15 protein-coding genes are annotated in these 16,901 nt (G+C 61.6%); 11 read left to right on the forward strand and 4 right to left on the reverse strand.

Annotated features, from left to right (window positions below):
- Window positions 1-13: 13 nt before the first annotated feature.
- The gene (locus tag AC3IX1_RS04820) at window positions 14-931 is read right to left on the reverse strand and encodes a LysR family transcriptional regulator (RefSeq protein ID WP_489387332.1); all 918 of its coding nucleotides are present in this window, start codon (window positions 929-931) and stop codon (window positions 14-16) included.
- Between the two features lie 102 nt (window positions 932-1,033).
- Here AC3IX1_RS04820 and AC3IX1_RS04825 point away from each other — a divergent pair, with 102 nt between their 5' ends.
- Window positions 1,034-2,209, forward strand: coding sequence for an acetylornithine transaminase (locus AC3IX1_RS04825; protein ID WP_489387333.1), 1,176 nt, complete (start codon window positions 1,034-1,036; stop codon window positions 2,207-2,209).
- A gap of 127 nt (window positions 2,210-2,336) precedes the next feature.
- Here the strand turns inward: AC3IX1_RS04825 and AC3IX1_RS04830 are convergent, their stop codons facing one another.
- Window positions 2,337-2,837, reverse strand: a complete 501-nt coding sequence (locus AC3IX1_RS04830) for a P-loop NTPase family protein (protein ID WP_489388687.1) — start codon at window positions 2,835-2,837, stop codon at window positions 2,337-2,339.
- Window positions 2,838-2,933: 96 nt separating this feature from the next.
- Between AC3IX1_RS04830 and AC3IX1_RS04835 the strand changes: the two genes are divergently transcribed.
- Complete coding sequence (locus AC3IX1_RS04835; RefSeq protein WP_489387334.1) at window positions 2,934-4,022, forward strand: hypothetical protein; 1,089 nt, start codon at window positions 2,934-2,936, stop codon at window positions 4,020-4,022.
- Between the two features lie 2 nt (window positions 4,023-4,024).
- Here AC3IX1_RS04835 and AC3IX1_RS04840 read toward each other — a convergent pair whose 3' ends face one another.
- A complete protein-coding gene (locus AC3IX1_RS04840; protein WP_489387335.1) occupies window positions 4,025-5,947 on the reverse strand; it encodes an alkaline phosphatase D family protein in 1,923 nt (640 codons plus the stop codon).
- Window positions 5,948-6,151: 204 nt separating this feature from the next.
- Here AC3IX1_RS04840 and AC3IX1_RS04845 point away from each other — a divergent pair, with 204 nt between their 5' ends.
- The 7 genes from AC3IX1_RS04845 to AC3IX1_RS04875 all read left to right on the forward strand — a co-directional run bounded on the left by AC3IX1_RS04845 (window position 6,152) and on the right by AC3IX1_RS04875 (window position 12,555).
- Window positions 6,152-7,132, forward strand: a complete 981-nt coding sequence (locus AC3IX1_RS04845) for a quinone oxidoreductase family protein (protein WP_489387336.1) — start codon at window positions 6,152-6,154, stop codon at window positions 7,130-7,132.
- Window positions 7,133-7,145: 13 nt separating this feature from the next.
- Window positions 7,146-7,994 carry a TauD/TfdA dioxygenase family protein gene (locus AC3IX1_RS04850; RefSeq protein WP_489387337.1) on the forward strand — a complete coding sequence of 283 codons (849 nt, stop codon included), beginning with the start codon at window positions 7,146-7,148 and terminating at the stop codon, window positions 7,992-7,994.
- A gap of 98 nt (window positions 7,995-8,092) precedes the next feature.
- On the forward strand, window positions 8,093-9,145 hold the full coding sequence (locus AC3IX1_RS04855) for a beta-keto acid cleavage family enzyme (protein ID WP_008050011.1): 1,053 nt from the start codon (window positions 8,093-8,095) through the stop codon (window positions 9,143-9,145).
- Between the two features lie 92 nt (window positions 9,146-9,237).
- Window positions 9,238-10,566 carry an MFS transporter gene (locus AC3IX1_RS04860; RefSeq protein WP_489387338.1) on the forward strand — a complete coding sequence of 443 codons (1,329 nt, stop codon included), beginning with the start codon at window positions 9,238-9,240 and terminating at the stop codon, window positions 10,564-10,566.
- Window positions 10,563-11,225, forward strand: a complete 663-nt coding sequence (locus AC3IX1_RS04865; protein WP_489387339.1) for a DsbA family oxidoreductase — start codon at window positions 10,563-10,565, stop codon at window positions 11,223-11,225. The genes AC3IX1_RS04860 and AC3IX1_RS04865 overlap by 4 nt, the downstream gene beginning before the upstream one ends.
- Window positions 11,222-11,548 (forward strand): Rieske (2Fe-2S) protein, encoded by a 327-nt coding sequence (locus tag AC3IX1_RS04870; RefSeq protein WP_489387340.1) that lies wholly within the window; start codon window positions 11,222-11,224, stop codon window positions 11,546-11,548. Before AC3IX1_RS04865 ends, AC3IX1_RS04870 begins: the two co-directional genes overlap by 4 nt.
- A complete protein-coding gene (locus tag AC3IX1_RS04875) occupies window positions 11,545-12,555 on the forward strand; it encodes a YeiH family protein (RefSeq protein WP_489387341.1) in 1,011 nt (336 codons plus the stop codon). The genes AC3IX1_RS04870 and AC3IX1_RS04875 overlap by 4 nt, the downstream gene beginning before the upstream one ends.
- Window positions 12,556-12,788: 233 nt before the next feature.
- On the opposite strand, the gene AC3IX1_RS04880 is transcribed toward AC3IX1_RS04875, so the two are convergent.
- Window positions 12,789-13,817, reverse strand: a complete 1,029-nt coding sequence (locus tag AC3IX1_RS04880; RefSeq protein ID WP_489387342.1) for an AraC family transcriptional regulator — start codon at window positions 13,815-13,817, stop codon at window positions 12,789-12,791.
- 356 nt (window positions 13,818-14,173) lie between these two features.
- Here AC3IX1_RS04880 and AC3IX1_RS04885 point away from each other — a divergent pair, with 356 nt between their 5' ends.
- Window positions 14,174-14,740: an RBBP9/YdeN family alpha/beta hydrolase gene (locus AC3IX1_RS04885; protein ID WP_489387343.1), complete on the forward strand. Its 567-nt coding sequence runs from the start codon at window positions 14,174-14,176 to the stop codon at window positions 14,738-14,740.
- A gap of 124 nt (window positions 14,741-14,864) precedes the next feature.
- The gene (locus AC3IX1_RS04890; RefSeq protein WP_489387344.1) at window positions 14,865-16,868 is read left to right on the forward strand and encodes a DUF1302 domain-containing protein; all 2,004 of its coding nucleotides are present in this window, start codon (window positions 14,865-14,867) and stop codon (window positions 16,866-16,868) included.
- Window positions 16,869-16,901 lie beyond the last annotated feature (33 nt).

Raw genomic sequence — 16,901 nt, forward strand, 5'->3', positions numbered from 1 at the left:
ACGAATGCATGGCCTATTCGGCCGACGGGTGCTTGCCCCACCTCTGTACGGCGAATTCGACGAAGCGCCGCAGTTTCGGCAAACGGTGGCGATCCTGGGCATAGACCAGGTGCATCGGCCGGCTGGGCGGGCAGTAATCGGGCATCAGGGCCAGCAGCTTTCCGTCCTTGAGGTCCTGCTCGACCAAGGCGTCGGGCATCATCACGATGCCCATGCCGGTGCGCGCCGCTTGATGCAAACCCGCCGAACTGTTGATCAGCATCGGCCCGCTGACCCCCACGCTGACTTCGCCATCGGGACCTGCCAGGCGCCATTCCTTTTGCACCGATTGCCAGTCATCGCCGGCCGGATAGGCAAAGGACAGGCAGTCGTGGTGTCGCAGGTCTTCCGGCGTTTGCGGTGTGCCCCGACGGGCCAGATAGTCCGGTGACGCGCACATGGTCAGGGTGTAGTCGATCAGCGGGCGGGCGATCAGGTTCGAGGGCTCCAGCGCGCCGAGGCGAAAAGCTACATCCAGACCGTTTTCCAGCAGATCCGGGCGTCGGTTGGTCAGTACCACGTCGAGTTTCACCCGCGGGTTTTGCCGGCAGAACTCACTCAGTGCCGGTGCCAAACGCTCGGTACCGAAGGTCAAGGGCGCGGTGATGCGCAAGATGCCGCTCGGTTCGTCGAGCGCCTGCTCGGCCAATCGCTCGGAGTCGGCCACCAACCCCAACACTTCCAGGCAGCGCTGGTAATACGCGGTGCCGAACTCGGTCAGCCGCTGGCGCCGTGTGGTGCGGTTGAGCAGGCGCACACCCAGCCGTTGTTCCAGGGCCTTGAGGTGATTGCCGACCATGGTCGTGGACATCTCACACTGCAAGGCGGCGGCGGTCATGCTGCCGGTCTCCACCACTTTCACGTAGACGGTCATTGCCTGGAACAGATCCATTATCAAGCTCTGCTTTTAAATGATTGAAGTTTTTCGGCGTTTATCCAGCTCGGGTGGCTAACCATACTGCAAAAACACCGACCCTTGCTGGAGCTTGATGTCATGACCGCCGCCTGCCTGATGAGCACTTACCAACCCTTGGCCTTGAGTTTCAACAAGGGCCTGGGCACTCGCCTGTGGGATCAGGCCGGTCGCGAATACCTGGATGCGGTCGCCGGTGTGGCGGTGACCAATGTCGGCCACTCCCACCCGAAAATCGTCGCCGCCATCACTGAGCAGGCCGGGTTGCTGCTGCACACCTCGAACCTCTACAGCATCGACTGGCAACAACGGCTGGCGCAGAAACTGACGCGGCTGGCGGGCATGGACCGGGCGTTCTTCAACAACTCCGGGGCCGAAGCCAACGAAACCGCCCTGAAAATCGCCCGGCTGCATGGCTGGCACAAAGGCATCGAGCAGCCGCTGGTGGTGGTCATGGAGAACGCGTTCCATGGCCGCACCCTCGGCACCTTGTCGGCCAGCGATGGCCCGGCGGTACGCCTGGGCTTCAACAAGTTGCCGGGGGATTTCGTCAAAGTGCCGTTCGGCGACCTCGACGCGCTGGACAAGGTGCAACAGGCCTTTGGCTCGCGGATCGTGGCGATCCTGATGGAGCCGATCCAGGGCGAAAGCGGCGTGCAGCCGGCGCCAGCGGGCTATCTGAAGGCCGTGCGCGAACTGTGCAACCGGCGCTCATGGCTGATGATGCTCGATGAAATCCAGACCGGCATCGGCCGCACCGGCCAGTGGTTCGCGTTCCAGCACGAAGGCATCGTCCCGGACGTCATGACCCTGGCTAAAGGCCTGGGCAACGGCGTGCCCATCGGTGCTTGCCTGGCCCGTGGCAAGGCAGCCGAACTCTTCACGCCGGGCAGCCACGGCAGCACGTTTGGCGGTAATCCGTTGGCCTGCCGGGTCGGATGCACCGTGCTGGATATCGTTGAAGAACAAGGCCTGCTGGAAAACGCCCGGCTTCAGGGGGAACGCCTGCTCGAAAGATTGCGCACAGAGCTTGCGGGCAACCCGAACGTCTCACAAATCCGCGGCCAGGGCCTGATGATCGGCATCGAACTCAAGCAACCGATCCGCGACCTGAGCCTGATCGCCGCCCGGGATCACGGCTTGCTGATCAACGTCACGCGGGGCAAAACCATTCGCCTGCTACCGCCGCTGACCATTGATGAGCGGGAGGTGGAGATGATTGTCAGAGGGGTGAGTGGCGTGGTGAAAGAGGCTTGAAATACGCTCGTTGGGCATCGCAATACCTGTGGGAGCGAGCTTGCTCGCGATGGCGATTACACAGTCAATATCGTCGTTGACAGACATTCCGCTATCGCGAGCAAGCTCGCTCCCACAGGTTTGCGTCCTAACTGATCGGTATCACTCCGACTTGCGAGACGAAGTCGGTGATTTCTTTCTTATCCATCAGTTGAATCCTGGATCCGGCAAACCCTTCGAACAACCGCTGATGCGCAGCAAATCCACTTGAATCCTCACGCGTGCGATAGTTGCCCGCCCACTCCAGCAATGCCACCAACCGTTCACCATCCTGTGTTTCCCGCTGGCGAATGTTGGCAACGCAATCCTCGTCATCGACACACAACCAGATCAACGCCGTGGCGCGGTGGAGGATTTCGCTGACGATCCAGCCGTAAACCCCCTCAATCACCCAGCGCTCCTCTTCGGCCGCGATCCGCGCCAGACCCCGTGCCTGTGAGCGGGGGCGGGCGAGGCTATGTTCGTCCGACAGCCAGTGAATCGAATCCAGATCGACCCATGGTGCCTTCAACTGCCTGGCCATTCGCTCGGCCAACCAACTCTTTCCAGAACCGGAATTACCGATGATCAGGATCCGAGTCAGATCCAGTTCGTGTGCATTGCGAAATTTCATCTTCATTCGCTGGCGTCCCACCGGGATAACCCACAGAATCGACCCTCACTCAAGGGGAAGGAGCTCCATCAGGTGTGGGTTCGAATTGCGTTTTTCATGACGTTGGGCATGGCTTCAGGCGTAAATGTTGCAACGCAGACACCGGGCATTGCCGGGCACTACACGCTGCAGGCCAGGGAAATCGTCTCCAGGCTGTCGCTGGCGCCGGACAACACCTTTGAAGCCATGATCGAGTATGCCGGTGCCGAAGGCGCCGCCAAAGGTCGCTGGAAGCTGGTCGACAACACCCTGACCTTGAGCAGTGACGCGGTCGAGCCGCCCGCTGAAAACCTGCTGTTCAATTTAACTCGTACCCACAGTCTGGCAGACCTGCAAGACGCGCATCAGCCCGACGGCGGCAGCCAGTTCAAGCAGGCGCAAAACCACTATGTGCTGAACCTGCGTTACGCCCGCTCCAGCCCCGTGCCGAGCATCGCACCGGTGATGGTGTCGTTCGAGTTCAACCAGGGGCCGACCGCCCAATTGTTGTGGAATAACGCGGTGGGCCGGCAGCTTTACCTGCCGTATTCCGACCAGCGAACCCTGACCCGGGTTGGCCTGCAAAGCAGTGCCGAGCAACCGCCCCAATGGTTTGCCATTGCTCCCCAGACACGCACCCTTTCCTTGAGCTGGAAGGTTGATCGCACGAGCGGGCAAATGACCTATGACAAACCGGATGAGCTTGGCCTGACGCAGTCGCAACAGCTTTTTCGCAACGCACCCAAAGCGCTGGCGCAGATTGATCACAACTACATCCTGACGCTGCTCTACGGCGTGACTGCCCAACCGCCGGCGATCAAGCCTGTGGATATCTATTGGTCGTTCGATGACGGTTCACAAGCGTCGCAACGCTGGACGGATTCGCGGCAACAGCAATTGCTCATGCCGGCACCCGCGGGCAAGATCCTGAAAAAACTCGGTGTGCAGTTGAGCAACGATCAGAGCCCGCAATGGTTCGATGTCATGGCAGACAGCCGGGCAATCGACTTGATGTGGGATGAACGCGTCAACCCCGCACAGATGCGCGATTTGTCCGGGGTCTTCAAAACCCTGGAGCTGGAGGTCAAGGGCGACTGCCTGGCGGTGGACTTGGGCAATGGCATGGCGTGTTATCGCCAGTAGGTTTAGTCGCTGTGCTCGGGCGCAATCATCCGGGTCTTCGGTGCGCCGTTCGAATTGTGCTGATAGATGGTCTGCGGCTGCCCCAGCTCATTGAAAAACACCTGACCGATCCCCGCCGAGTTCCATAGCCGCTCACCGGCTTCGGCGTGTTCGGGCACGTGGGGCACGATGCGCATGCGTCGACGCTTGGTCAGCCAATTCAACGGTGAGCGTGGCGAGTACAGCCAGCGGTTGAGGCGGTCGAACCACTCGAGCAGGGTGGCGGGGAATTCATTCTTGATGCCGCTGCTGGTGATCTGCCAGATGCGCGGCCCGGCCTTGCGGTGGCGAATCAGCACTTCGTAGACGAAGGAGTAGTGCACATCGCCCGACAGCACCACGTAGTTACCCGGGGTGCGCGAGTGACGGAAAATGTTCAGGATCACCTGGGCCGCGCCGCGATGGGCCATCCAGTTTTCCGCGTCAACCAGCAGTGGGTAACCGCACCAGCTGAATACCCGCTGCACGGTTTCAATCAGCTTGACGCCGAAGATCGGCGCCGGCGAAACGATGATCGCACTCGGGTGGTCCAGCAGTTCCTGTTGCAGTTCGCTCAGGGCTTCCCAGTCGAGCAAGCCGGAAGGCTGCTTGAGGTTCATCTCGCTGCGCCAGCGCCGGGTGCGGGTGTCGATCACAACGATGGCCGGGGTGGTCGGCAGCACGTAATGCCAGTGCTGAAACTTCAGCAGATCATTGATCAAATCATCCTGAACGGTGCGGTCGAGGTGACGCTGGTGTGCGCTCGCGCTCAACCCACCGGCCTTTTCCAGCACGGCAGCGAAAGCATCCGGATTGTTGCCCCAGCCCTGACACAACATGTACGCCAGCAACGCGTTGCCGATGATGCGCCGGGAGAACGGATGGCCGTAGGCCGTTTCCTCCCATTGTGCGGAAAGGTTCCAGTCATCGGTGATGTCGTGGTCGTCGAAAATCATCAGCGTCGGCAGATGCGCCAGTGCCCGCGCGACGTTGCCAAGGCCTGCCCTGAAGGCATTGATGTGCGTCTGTTCGAGGGTGTAACGCTTGAGCCGTTCCGGCGTCAGTGTCGGTGCCTGGGGGGCGATCAGGGTCCAGGGCACTGGCGACCAGACCAACACGTACATGGCCATGACTTCGGCAAAGGTCACCAGGTGATTGTCGGCACTGCTGCTGGTGAAAATCGGCTTGCGCGCGCCACCGAAAAATCGCTCGCGCAGGGTTTCATTGCTTTGCAGCGCCGGCAGCAGATCCGCACGGTGGTAGTAACTGGCCGGATGCTCGTAGAGCCTGGCGCTGTCGCTGACCACCGCGCCTTCGAGGTGTTCCCCGAACAGGCCCAGGCGCTCGATCAAGGCGTGAATCGCCCGCAACATCGGCCCCGCGACATCGTCGGCGTAGACCTGATCGCCCGTCATCATCAGCAGTGCCGGGCGGTCCTTGGCGGCGTGTTCCTGCGCCAGCAACCGGTCGACGCACAGCAAGCCGTCTGCCGCCGGGTGATGAGGCTTGCGGCAAGAGCCGTGCAGCATCTGGTCGACCCGTGCGCGCAGGACGAAGTTCGGGCAAGAGGCATCGCCATACAGCAAGTGCGGCGCCCAGTCGGCGATGCCTTGTTCTGTGCCATCGATCAGCAGGTCATAGTCGATCGACTCGTCCCGGGGCAGGGCACCATCGAGTTGCACATCGATCAAGTGCACAAAGGCATGAGCACCCACTGCAATCACCGTGCATTGCCCGGCATCCAGACGGATATCGCCGACGCCCTGCAAGCGCAAGGTCAGCGCCAGCGCCCGGGATCCCACCAGCCACAGCACCAGCCGCGTGGGCTCAAGACGCCGCAACAGCGGGCCGGCCAGGACCGGCGGCAGGGCTGGGTGATCGTCGGGCAGTGGCAGCGTGTCGGACATCCGGGTTCAAGACTCTTGGGGGATCGAGGCGGGCGATGATAGCGCAGGTGGCGACGGGACCGGCTAGTCGATCCCGTTTCTGCCTGTCACCAAATGAAAAGCCATTGTCGTCTGATGAGAAGCGTCCCGACAGGCCTCGTCCTACAGTCCAATCAGCGCAATTCGATGCAACACGCCCACATTGCAGACTGGAGAATAAGAAAAATGGCCAAAGCCGTACGCTTCTACGAAACCGGTGGTCCTGAAGTTCTACGTTATGAGGACGTCGAAGTCGGCGAACCCGGTCCCGGCCAGGTTCGGCTTCGTCATGTGGCAGTCGGCCTGAACTATGCCGACACCTATTTCCGCAACGGCACCTACCCGATTCCGATGCCCAACGGCATGGGTGTCGAGGCATCTGGTGTAGTCCAGGCCGTTGGTGAAGGGGTCACCAACGTCGAGGTCGGTGATCGCGTCACCTATACCGGTTTTCTCAATACCCTCGGCGCCTACAGCACCGAGCGCCTGATCCCGGCCGCGCCTCTGATCAAGCTGCCGGAAACCATCAGTTTCGAAACGGCCGCCGCGATGACCATGCGTGGCCTGACGTCTTCGTACCTGATGCGCCGCATCTACGACTTCAAACCGGGCGACAGCATCCTGTTGCATGCCGCCGCCGGCGGTGTCGGCCTGATCGTTTCGCAGTGGGCCAAACTGCTGGGTTTAAACGTGATCGGCACGGTGTCGACCGAGCAAAAGGCGGAAATCGCCCAGGCTCACGGTTGCGACCATACGATCAATTACAGCCATGAAGACGTAGCCGCTCGCGTTCGCGAATTGACCGATGGCGTGGGCGTCAACGTGGTGTTCGACAGCGTTGGCAAGAACACCTTCATGGGTTCGCTGGATTCGTTGAAACCCCGTGGCCTGATGGTCTGCGTGGGTACCGCGTCCGGGCCGATTCCGGCGTTCGACCCGGTGATGCTGGCGATGAAAGGTTCGCTGTTCCTGACCCGTCCGGCCCTGGCCAACTACATCAGCGATCCTGCGGAAAAAGCTGAGCTGGCCGGTGAGTTGTTCGACCACGTCGGCAGCGGCCGGATCAAGATCGAGATCAACCAGCACTACGCCTTGCAGGATGCTGTGCAGGCCCATCGCGACCTTGAATCTCGCAAGACTACCGGCTCTTCGATTTTCGTCGTTTAAGGAGCGGCCAGCCATGAAAGTCGAACAATTGACCTGCAGCATTGGCGCCGAACTGATCGGCGTCAACCTGGCCGACGCGGTGCATGACGACGGTCTGTTTGCCGAGATCCGTGCCCAGTTGCTCAAGCACCGCGTGGTGTTCCTGCGTGACCAGGACATCACCCGTGCCGAACACGTGGCCTTCGCCCGGCGCTTCGGCGAACTGGAAGATCATCCGGTGGCGGGCAGCGATCCGGAGCATCCGGGCCTGGTACAAATCTACAAGCGTCCGGACCAGCCGGCGGACTGCTACGAAAACTCCTGGCACAGCGACGCCACCTGGCGCGAGGCGCCGCCGATGGGCTGCGTGCTGCGTTGCGTGGAGTGCCCGCCGGTGGGCGGCGACACGATGTGGGCCAACATGGTCGAGGCTTACGCGCGTTTGCCTGAAGACGTGAAGGTGAAGATTGCCGACCTGCGTGCGCGCCACAGCATCGAAGCCAGTTTTGGTGCGGCCATGCCGATCGAAAAACGCCTGGCACTCAGGGAGAGGTTTCCGGATGCCGAGCATCCGGTGGTGCGCACACACCCGGAAACCGGCGAGAAGGTGCTGTTCGTCAACGCCTTCGCCACGCACTTCAGCAACTACCACACCCCGGCGCGGGTACGGTTCGGCCAGGACGCAAACCCCGGCGCGAGCGAGTTGCTGCGTTACCTGATCAGCCAGGCGTACATCCCCGAGTATCAAGTGCGCTGGCGCTGGAAGCCCAACAGCATCGCCATCTGGGACAACCGCAGTACCCAGCACTACGCCGTCATGGATTACCCGCCTTGCCATCGCAAGATGGACCGTGCCGGGATCATCGGCGACAAGACTTACTGATCCACCGCCTCTGCATTCGCTCTCGTAAACACGCCTGCCCGGCGCGACCCCGGGTGGGCGGGACAATCATAAGAACTGGCATAAGAACTGGAGTAACCATGCAATTCTTCGACGATTCCCTGCACCCGGAAAACATGGAAAAGGTAGTCATTACCGTGGCCCCGTACGGCCCGGAGTGGATGCCCGAAGACTTCCCGGAAGACATCCCGCTGACCATGGACGAGCAAGTCCAGAAAGCGGTCGAGTGCTATGAAGCCGGCGCCACCGTTCTGCACCTGCATGTGCGCGAACTGGACGGCAAGGGCTCCAAGCGCCTGTCGAAATTCAACGAGCTGATCGCCGGTGTGCGTGAAGCCGTGCCGGACATGATCATCCAGGTCGGCGGTTCGATTTCCTTCGCTCCGGAAAGCGACGGCGAAGCGGCCAAGTGGCTGTCCGACGACACCCGCCACATGCTGGCCGAGCTGACCCCGAAGCCGGATCAGGTCACTGTGGCGATCAACACCACCCAGATGAACATCATGGAGCTGTTGTATCCGGAATACCTGGAAGGCACCTCCCTGGCCAACCCGATGACCCAGGCTGCCTACAGCGAGATGACCGTACCGGCAGGTCCGGCCTGGGTTGCCGAGCACCTCAAGCGCCTGATGGACAACGGCATCCAGCCGCACTTCCAGTTGACCGGCATGCACGCCATGGAAACCCTCGAGCGCCTGGTGCGCCGTGGCGTCTACAAAGGCCCGCTGAACCTGACCTGGATCGGCATCGGCGGCGGTTTCGACGGCCCGAACCCGTTCAACTTCTTCAACTTCATCCACCGCGCGCCGGACGGTTGCACCCTGACCTCCGAATCGCTGCTCAAGAACGTCATGCCGTTCAACACCATGTCGATGGCCATGGGCATGCATCCGCGTGTGGGCAACGAAGACACTATCATTGACCACAAGGGCGACCGTTTCGGCTCCGTTGCCCAGATCCAGCAAACCGTGCGCATTGCCCATGAACTGGGCCGTGAAATCGCCACCGGCAAAGAAGCCCGCGAGATCTACCGCATCGGCGTGCAGTACGAAACCATCGAAGAAACCCTGTTGGCCAACGGCATGGCCCCCAACCGCAAGGCTGGGCAGAAAGGTACTCCGCAACGCGGTTGACCGTGGGTCGGGACGAGAGGCCGTGACCTCTCGTTCGCCTGACCGTTACACGCTTGATAACAAAAATAAAACAAAGCTCTTGAGGAGGCTGCATGGCCTTTCACCCAATCGCCGCTGACGATGACGACTCCAGCGGAGTCGGCGTTGCGCGCCAATATGCCTGGATCGTCTTTGCCTTGACGTTCGGTTTGTTGATTTCCGATTACATGTCGCGTCAGGTGCTGAACGCGGTATTCCCCCTGCTCAAGACTGAGTGGGCGTTGAGCGACGGACAGCTGGGTCTGCTCAGCGGCATCGTTGCCCTGATGGTCGGCCTGCTGACGTTTCCCCTGTCGTTGATGGCTGACCGCTTCGGCCGGGTCAAGAGCCTGGCGCTGATGGCGTTCCTGTGGAGCGTGGCGACCCTGGGTTGCGCGTTGGCTCAGGACTACCAGCAGATGTTCATTGCGCGATTCATGGTCGGCGTCGGCGAAGCCGCCTACGGCAGCGTGGGCATCGCGGTAGTGATTTCGGTGTTCCCCAAACACATGCGGGCCACCCTGGCCAGCGCCTTCATGGCCGGCGGTATGTTCGGTTCGGTGTTGGGCATGGCTTTGGGCGGTGCGATTGCCGCCAAGCTGGGCTGGCGCTGGTCGTTCGCCGGCATGTCGTTGTTTGGCCTGGTGCTGGCGATGCTTTATCCGCTCATCGTCAAGGAAGCGCGCATTGCGCCCAAGCGTGCAGCCCAGCTGGCGAACAAGGTGGCAGCGGTCAAGCGTCCGTTGTCTACGTTGTGGTCCAGCCGTTCGGTGGTGGCGACCTACATCGGCAGCGGCTTGCAGCTGTTCGTCGGCGGCACGGTGATAGTGTGGATACCGAGCTACCTCAATCGCTACTACGACATGCCCACGGGCAAGGCGGGCGGCTTGGCCGCGATCATCGTCCTGTGCAGCGGTGCCGGGATGATCCTGTGCGGCATGCTCAGCGATCGGCTGTGTCGCAACTCGCCGGAGCGCAAGGTCAGCCTGGCCATCGCTTTTTGCCTGGGCAGCTGCCTGTTGCTGTCGGCGGCGTTCGCGCTATCGGCGGGGCCTTTGCAGCTGGCGCTGATCTGCCTGGGCATGTTGATTGCCGCTGGCACCACCGGCCCCGCTGGCGCGATGGTTGCCAACCTGACCCATTACTCGGTCCACGGCACCGCCTTCGCCACGCTGACCCTGGCCAATAACCTGCTGGGGCTGGCACCCGGGCCGTTCCTGACTGGCCGTGTGTCCGACCTCATCGGCCTGCATGCCGCTTTCCAATTAGTGCCACTGGTCAGCCTCGCGGCGGCAGCGGTGTTCTTCTATGCCAAGTGTCATTACCACAAAGATATCGCCCGGCTTGAGGGTCAGAGCGTGCCTGAGCCCGTCAGTGCAGCCGGGATAGAGGTGAAGTTGTGAGTCGTCGTTTACGAATTGATGTGTTTTTCGATTTTATCTGCCCCTGGTGCCTGATCGGCAAACGCCAGCTGGAGCATGCGCAGGTGCAGTTTCGCAGTCGCCATCCGGACGTGCAGATCACCACGGTGTGGCATGGCGTGCAGTTGCTGCCCCAGATACCGGTAGAAGGTGAACCCTTCGCCGATTTCTACCGCAAGCGCCTGGGCAATGCCGACGCAATGACCATGCGCCAGAATCAGGTGCAGCAGGCTGCCGGGGCGGTTGGACTGGCCATCGACCTCAGCCGTATCGAGACGATGCCCAACACCGCGGACGCCCATCGCTTGTTCGAGCGTGCCAGCGCATTGGGCAATGCCAGTCAGCGTGAAATGTTGCTCGAGCGACTGTTCGCCGCTTATTTCCTGAGACGTGAAAACCTCGGTTGCCGTGAGACCTTGCTTGCCATTGCCCGCTCCTGCGGAGTCGCCCCGGACGCGCTGCTCGATTGCCTGAAGGGTGATGCCACGCCGTTTGAAGGATCCCCCGGCGCGACCAGTGGCGTGCCGAGCTTCAAGTTCGACAACCGCCTGACGGTGATCGGCGCACAACCTGCACAGGCGCTGCTCGCGGCCATGAACGAAGCCCTCAAGGAAAGCGATCGCGAGCGGCAGCCGGCATGACCCGGCGCATTCCCGTGCCGGCCGGCAAACACCCGCAGGCCGGTGGCCGGGCGCTGTTCGAATTCGAAGACAAAAGCCTGGCGTTGTTCAACGTCGACGGGCAGCTGTTTGCCATCGACGACAGCTGCCCGCACCAGGGCTCTTCGCTATGCGCAGGGCGTCTTGAAGGCCGGGTGATTCAATGCCTCGCCCATGGTTTGCGCTTCGATTTGCACAGCGGCTACCTGCTCAATTCCAGGCAGGTCAAAGTCACCAACTACCCGGTCGAGATCATCGACGGCCAGGCGTTTATCGTTATCGCATCCGAGGAGTCCGCGCCATGAGCGCCATTGCTCTTACCCGTATCCACAGTCGCACGCGCGAACTGGCACCGGGGTTTATCGTCAGCCTGATCGTGGCGGCCGCAGCGTCGTTCCTGTCCGAGCACTACGGTGCGCCGGTCATGCTGTTTGCCTTGCTGCTGGGCATGGCCCTGAATTTTCTCGCCGATGACGGCCCGTGCAAGGCCGGCATCGAGTTCACCGCCCGCACCGTGCTGCGCATAGGCGTGGCGCTGCTGGGCATGCGCATCACCCTGGAGCAAATGGCGGCGCTGGGCTGGAAGCCGATAGCCCTGGTGGTGATCCTGGTGGTGGTGACCATCAGCGTGTCTGTGATCGCCGCCAAGGCTCTGGGCTTCCAGCGCCTGTTCGGCATGCTCACCGGCGGCGCGACGGCCATCTGCGGCGCCTCGGCGGCCCTGGCACTGGCAGCGGCGCTGCCGAACCATCCGCAGAAAGAGCGAGCCACATTGTTCACGGTGATCGGCGTTTCGGCGCTGTCGACCCTGGCGATGATCGTCTACCCGATGATCGCCAACTGGCTGGAATTGTCGCCGCAGGTGGCGGGCGTGTTCCTCGGCGCCACGATCCACGACGTGGCCCAGGTGGTCGGCGCCGGCTACAGCATGTCGACCGAAACCGGCGACACGGCCACGGTGGTCAAGCTGATGCGCGTTGCCATGCTGCTGCCGGTGATCGTCACCGCGGCGATGATCACCCGCATGCAAGGCGCCGACCCGACCGGCAAGCGCCCGCCACTGTTGCCGTGGTTCGCCGTCGGCTTTCTGATTCTGGCCTGCATCAACAGCACCGGATGGATAGCGCCTGCGGTGCAAGGATCGGTCAACGAACTGTCGCGCTGGTGCCTGGTGATTTCCATCAGTGCCCTGGGCATGAAGACCCGGCTCAGGGAGCTGGCGGCGGTCGGGATCAAGCCGATTCTGCTGATGGTGGGGGAGACGGTGTTCCTGGTCGTGCTGGTGCTCTTGCTGCTGCGCTGGGGCTTCTAATCGTCAGGTTGATACAAAACCTGTGGGAGCGAGCTTGCTCGCGATAGCGGTTTCACATTCAACACTCATGGCGGCTGACACGCCGCCATCGCGAGCAAGCTCGCTCCCACAGGGCAGGGCTGCACGGCGTTGACTCCTCATGCCGTGGGGCTCCAGACCGGTGCTACAAACACCGGTCTTTCGCGGCGACTGCCCCCAGCAGGCGCCGTTTTTTTTGCACGGTCGATTCAGGGTTATTTCGGGCCGGCGAGGGGTTTGCCAGTGGTTTGTTTCTGCGCGCGCCACGTCGCCGGCGGCATGCCAAACTGACTGATAAACCACCGGGTAAACGAACTCGCCATGGAGTAGCCGAGCATGTCGGCAATGCGGCTGAGGGAGTAGTTGGGGTTGTCCAGGTAGCGCAGCACCAGGTCGCGGCGCACGTCGTTGATCACGTCGTTGAAGGCGCAGCCGTCGTCCTTGAGGCGGCGTTGCAGGGTGCGTACGTTCATGCCCTGGCTCTGGGCGACCTGTTCGATGGTGGCGCGGCCCATGGGCAGCAGCAGGTAGATGGCCTTGCGCACCTCGAACAGCATCGAGGCGCCTTCGTGGTTCTGCAGCGAGTCGAGGTAGCTCTGGGCGTAGCGGGCCATGGCCGGGTCGGCGTTGGGGTTGGTCATGTCGAGGCTGACGTCCGGGCAGACGATGCCGTTGAACTCGCTGCCGAACTCCAGGTTGCAGCCGAACAGGCGGCGATGCAGGTGCAGGTTGTCCGGTGGCTGGTGCATGAAGTTGACGCTGTAGGGGTGCCAGTGCGAGCCCAGCAGGGCCGAGCACAACCGGAACATCACGCCGATGGCCAGCTCTGTGGCCTGGCGGCTGGGCATGGGCGTTTCGGTGACCACTTCTTCGCGAATGATCACCATCTTGCCGGCCTCTTCGATGAAAATCGCCAGCGAGTCATTCATCAGGTGTCGGTAATCCACCACGACCTGCAAGGCATCGCGCAGGGTGCGCTGGTGGCTGAGCAGCAGGCTGACCACGCCGAAGTCCGAGAGCTGGCGCGACTCGGCCATGCTCAGGCCGAAGGTCTGGCAGCCACTGGCGGTGGCCGAGTCTTCCAGCAAGCGGACGGCGGCATCGATCTGGATACGGTGTTCAGGGGCTAGCAGTTGGGCCCTGCTCAGGCCGACAGCGGCCAGCACGTCGCGCGGGTTGAAACCCAGGTACTGGGTGACCTCCAGGTAGTTGGTCAAGACGGCGGCGCGAACAAGCTTGGTCATGCGAAGGTCTTCCCTGGGCCGATGGCGGTTGGCGTGAGCGTGGCGACTATATCCAGCGTATCAACAGTTGAACAGTTGTCATGTCGTCGATGGTTTTCATGCTGTCCGGTCACCCATCTTCTACGCTGCATGGAGCCATCAGCGCCCATCCGTTGATTACAGTGACCTTGCGCCAACCTGCGGGGTTTTTCGACCAGTGGTCGCACTGTCCAAGTGTCCGACAATTTGTCATCAAAAGAAAAGTGCATGACGTCCAATGTAAAGCGCTTCGGGTGGGCGCTCTTTAATGTCGACCCTACAAAAAGCCCCTGGCGAAAACAGCCAGTCGAGTTATCGAGAAAGCGAAGGTGTTGACCGTGGACAAACTGCAAACTGCCGCCACCGTTCTGATCGTCCCAGGTCTGCGCGAGCACGTGGCCGAACATTGGCAAACATTGCTGGCCGCCAGGCTGAGCAACGTGCGCAGTGTCCCGCCACTGGAGACCGACAAGCTCGACTGCATGGCCCGTGTCCGGGCGATCCAGCATGAACTGGAACAGATCGACGGGCCAGTGATTCTGGTGGCCCACAGCGCCGGCGTGCTGATGGTCGCGCATTGGGCTGCGCACTACAGCCGTCCGGTCAGGGGCGCTTTGCTGGCCGCGCCACCGGACCTCGATGCGGTCTGGCCGTCGAACTATCCATCGTCCGAAACCCTGCGTAGCCAGGGCTGGAATCCTCTGCCACAAGGCCCGCTGCCATTTCGCAGCATCGTGGCCGGCAGCACCAACGATCACCTTGCCAGTCTTGCTGCGGTCACCCGCATGGCAGAAGGCTGGGGTGCTGAATTGCTCAATCTGGGCGATGTCGGCCATCTCAATCCGGCCGCAGGATTTGGCCACTGGCAGCAAGCTGAAGCACTCATCCTGGAGCTGGATCGCTAGTACAAGGAGCTGGACTGGCAGTACGCCAACCGGCATTTGCCCTCATTCCTTAAACGCAAACCCGAAGAGGTTTGTGCGAGGGCGGCTGCGCTTAAAACAAAGACAAAAAGGCGGAGACAACTCAATGCACAACAATAAGAGTCACGGCTTCACCGCGCCACGCTGCACCTTGCTGGCCTCAGCCATTCTCGCGGCAACGGTACCTGTGGCCCATGCGGCCGAGATCGAAACGGGGAATCCGGACTGGAACGTACGCGTGGATAACACCATCAAGTACAACTACGGCGTGCGTACCGAAAGCGCCGACAAGCGCATGTTGGGAACGCCGAACAACAACGACGGCGACTACAACTTCCGCAAGGCCGGTACCAACATCACCAACCGTGTCGACCTGTTGACCGAAATGGACGTGGTCTACAAGAACGCCATGGGCTTTCGCGTCAGCGCCGCCAGCTGGTACGACAAGGCCTATGACAACACCGGTTCCAACTCCAACCCGTTCGTCAACGGCAATGGCGAGACGTCGGGCCTGATCGCCAACGACCCGCGCCTGGCAGGGGTCACCCGTGACAACGTCGGCAACGGCAGCCCGCACCTGAGCAATTATGCCCAGCGCTACTACAGCGGTCCTTCGGGCGAAATCCTCGATGCCTTCGTGTTCTACAGCACCGAAGTGGGCGAGGAGTCGATGTTCAGCGCCAAGGCCGGTCAGCACAACGTGTTCTGGGGCGAGACCATTCTCAATCCGGTGCACTCGGTCAGCTATGGCCAGTCCGGCCTCGACCTGGCCAAGCTTGCCGCGTCGCCGGGTACTGAAGCCAAGGAACTGTTCGTTCCGCGCAACCAGTTGTCGATGTCGTTCACCGTCAATCCGGAATTGACCGTGGGCGCCCAGTACTTCCTCGATTGGGACGCCGCGCGTCTGCCGGAAGCGGGCACCTACTACGGTGGTTCCGACCTGGTCGGCTTTGGCGCGCAATCGTTCCTGTTGGGCAACACCAACGGCGTGGTACCGGGCAGCCCGCTGGGTTGTGGCCTGGCGCCGTGCAACGCCTTGACCAATGTGCGTCGTGGCAACGACCTGACTCCGCATAACAGCGGTGACTGGGGCGTCATGGCTAAATGGTCGCCGGCCTGGCTGGATGGCACCCTCGGCGTTTACTACCGCGAAACCTCGGAAATCCTGCCGCAAGCCTGGCTGGATGCCAGGGGTATCAGCTCGGCCAACCCCAACGGCACCCGTCCGGCGGGGCAAGTGCCTGCGGTGATCAACACCCTCAATTCGCTGAACACCGCTACCTATCAACTGGCCTATGCCGACAACATCAAGATCGTTGGCCTGAGCTTGTCCAAGGACGTGGGCGGGATCAGCGTCGGTTCGGACCTGAACATCCGTCACAACATGCCGCTGGCCAGTATTCCGGCGATTGTCAGTACCCGCAGCCCGCAGGGCCTGGGTCAAGGCCTTGGCCTGTTGCCTGCACGTACGGACACCACCGGTGTGGTCTATGACACCCCGAGCCGCGGCGACAGCATGAGCGCCACCGGTGACACCCTGCACTGGACGCTCAACGGTCTGATGACCCTTCCTAAAACACCTGTGTTCGATCAGGCGACGGTGCTTGCCGAGCTGTACTACAGCAACCTGCTCAAGCTCGATAGCGAAAACGAGGCGCTCTACAAAGGCAAGAGCAGCTATCGCGGTATCGACGCGCCGACCCGTGACAACTGGGGTCTGGCAATCAACTTCACACCGACCTGGTACCAGGTATTCCCGGGTGTCGATCTCAACGCGCCGATGTCGGTCAACGTCGGTCTCGACGGTGTGTCGCCGGTCTCCGGTGGCGGTGCCAAGGACACCGGCAACTATGCCGTGGGCGTGGGCGCCATTGTGTACAACAAATACTTCGTCGACCTGAAGTACGTGGACTCTTTCGGCGAAACCGACAAGTGCAATAACAGTGGTGTGAGTACCGGCCCAACCGGCGGTGACGGCTCCACCCCCAACGCCTTCAGCGGCAACGAAAACTACGCCTGCTACGCCGGTGGCTACTCAGCCTTCTCCGGTGGTGGTGCCACGACTGAGGACCGTGGCGCGGTGTACCTGACGATGAAAACTACATTCTGATTCACCACTGATTTGCTTTACGCAAGCAGGAGA

The sequence above is a fragment of the Pseudomonas sp. KH_046_2 genome, assembly GCF_057838985.1.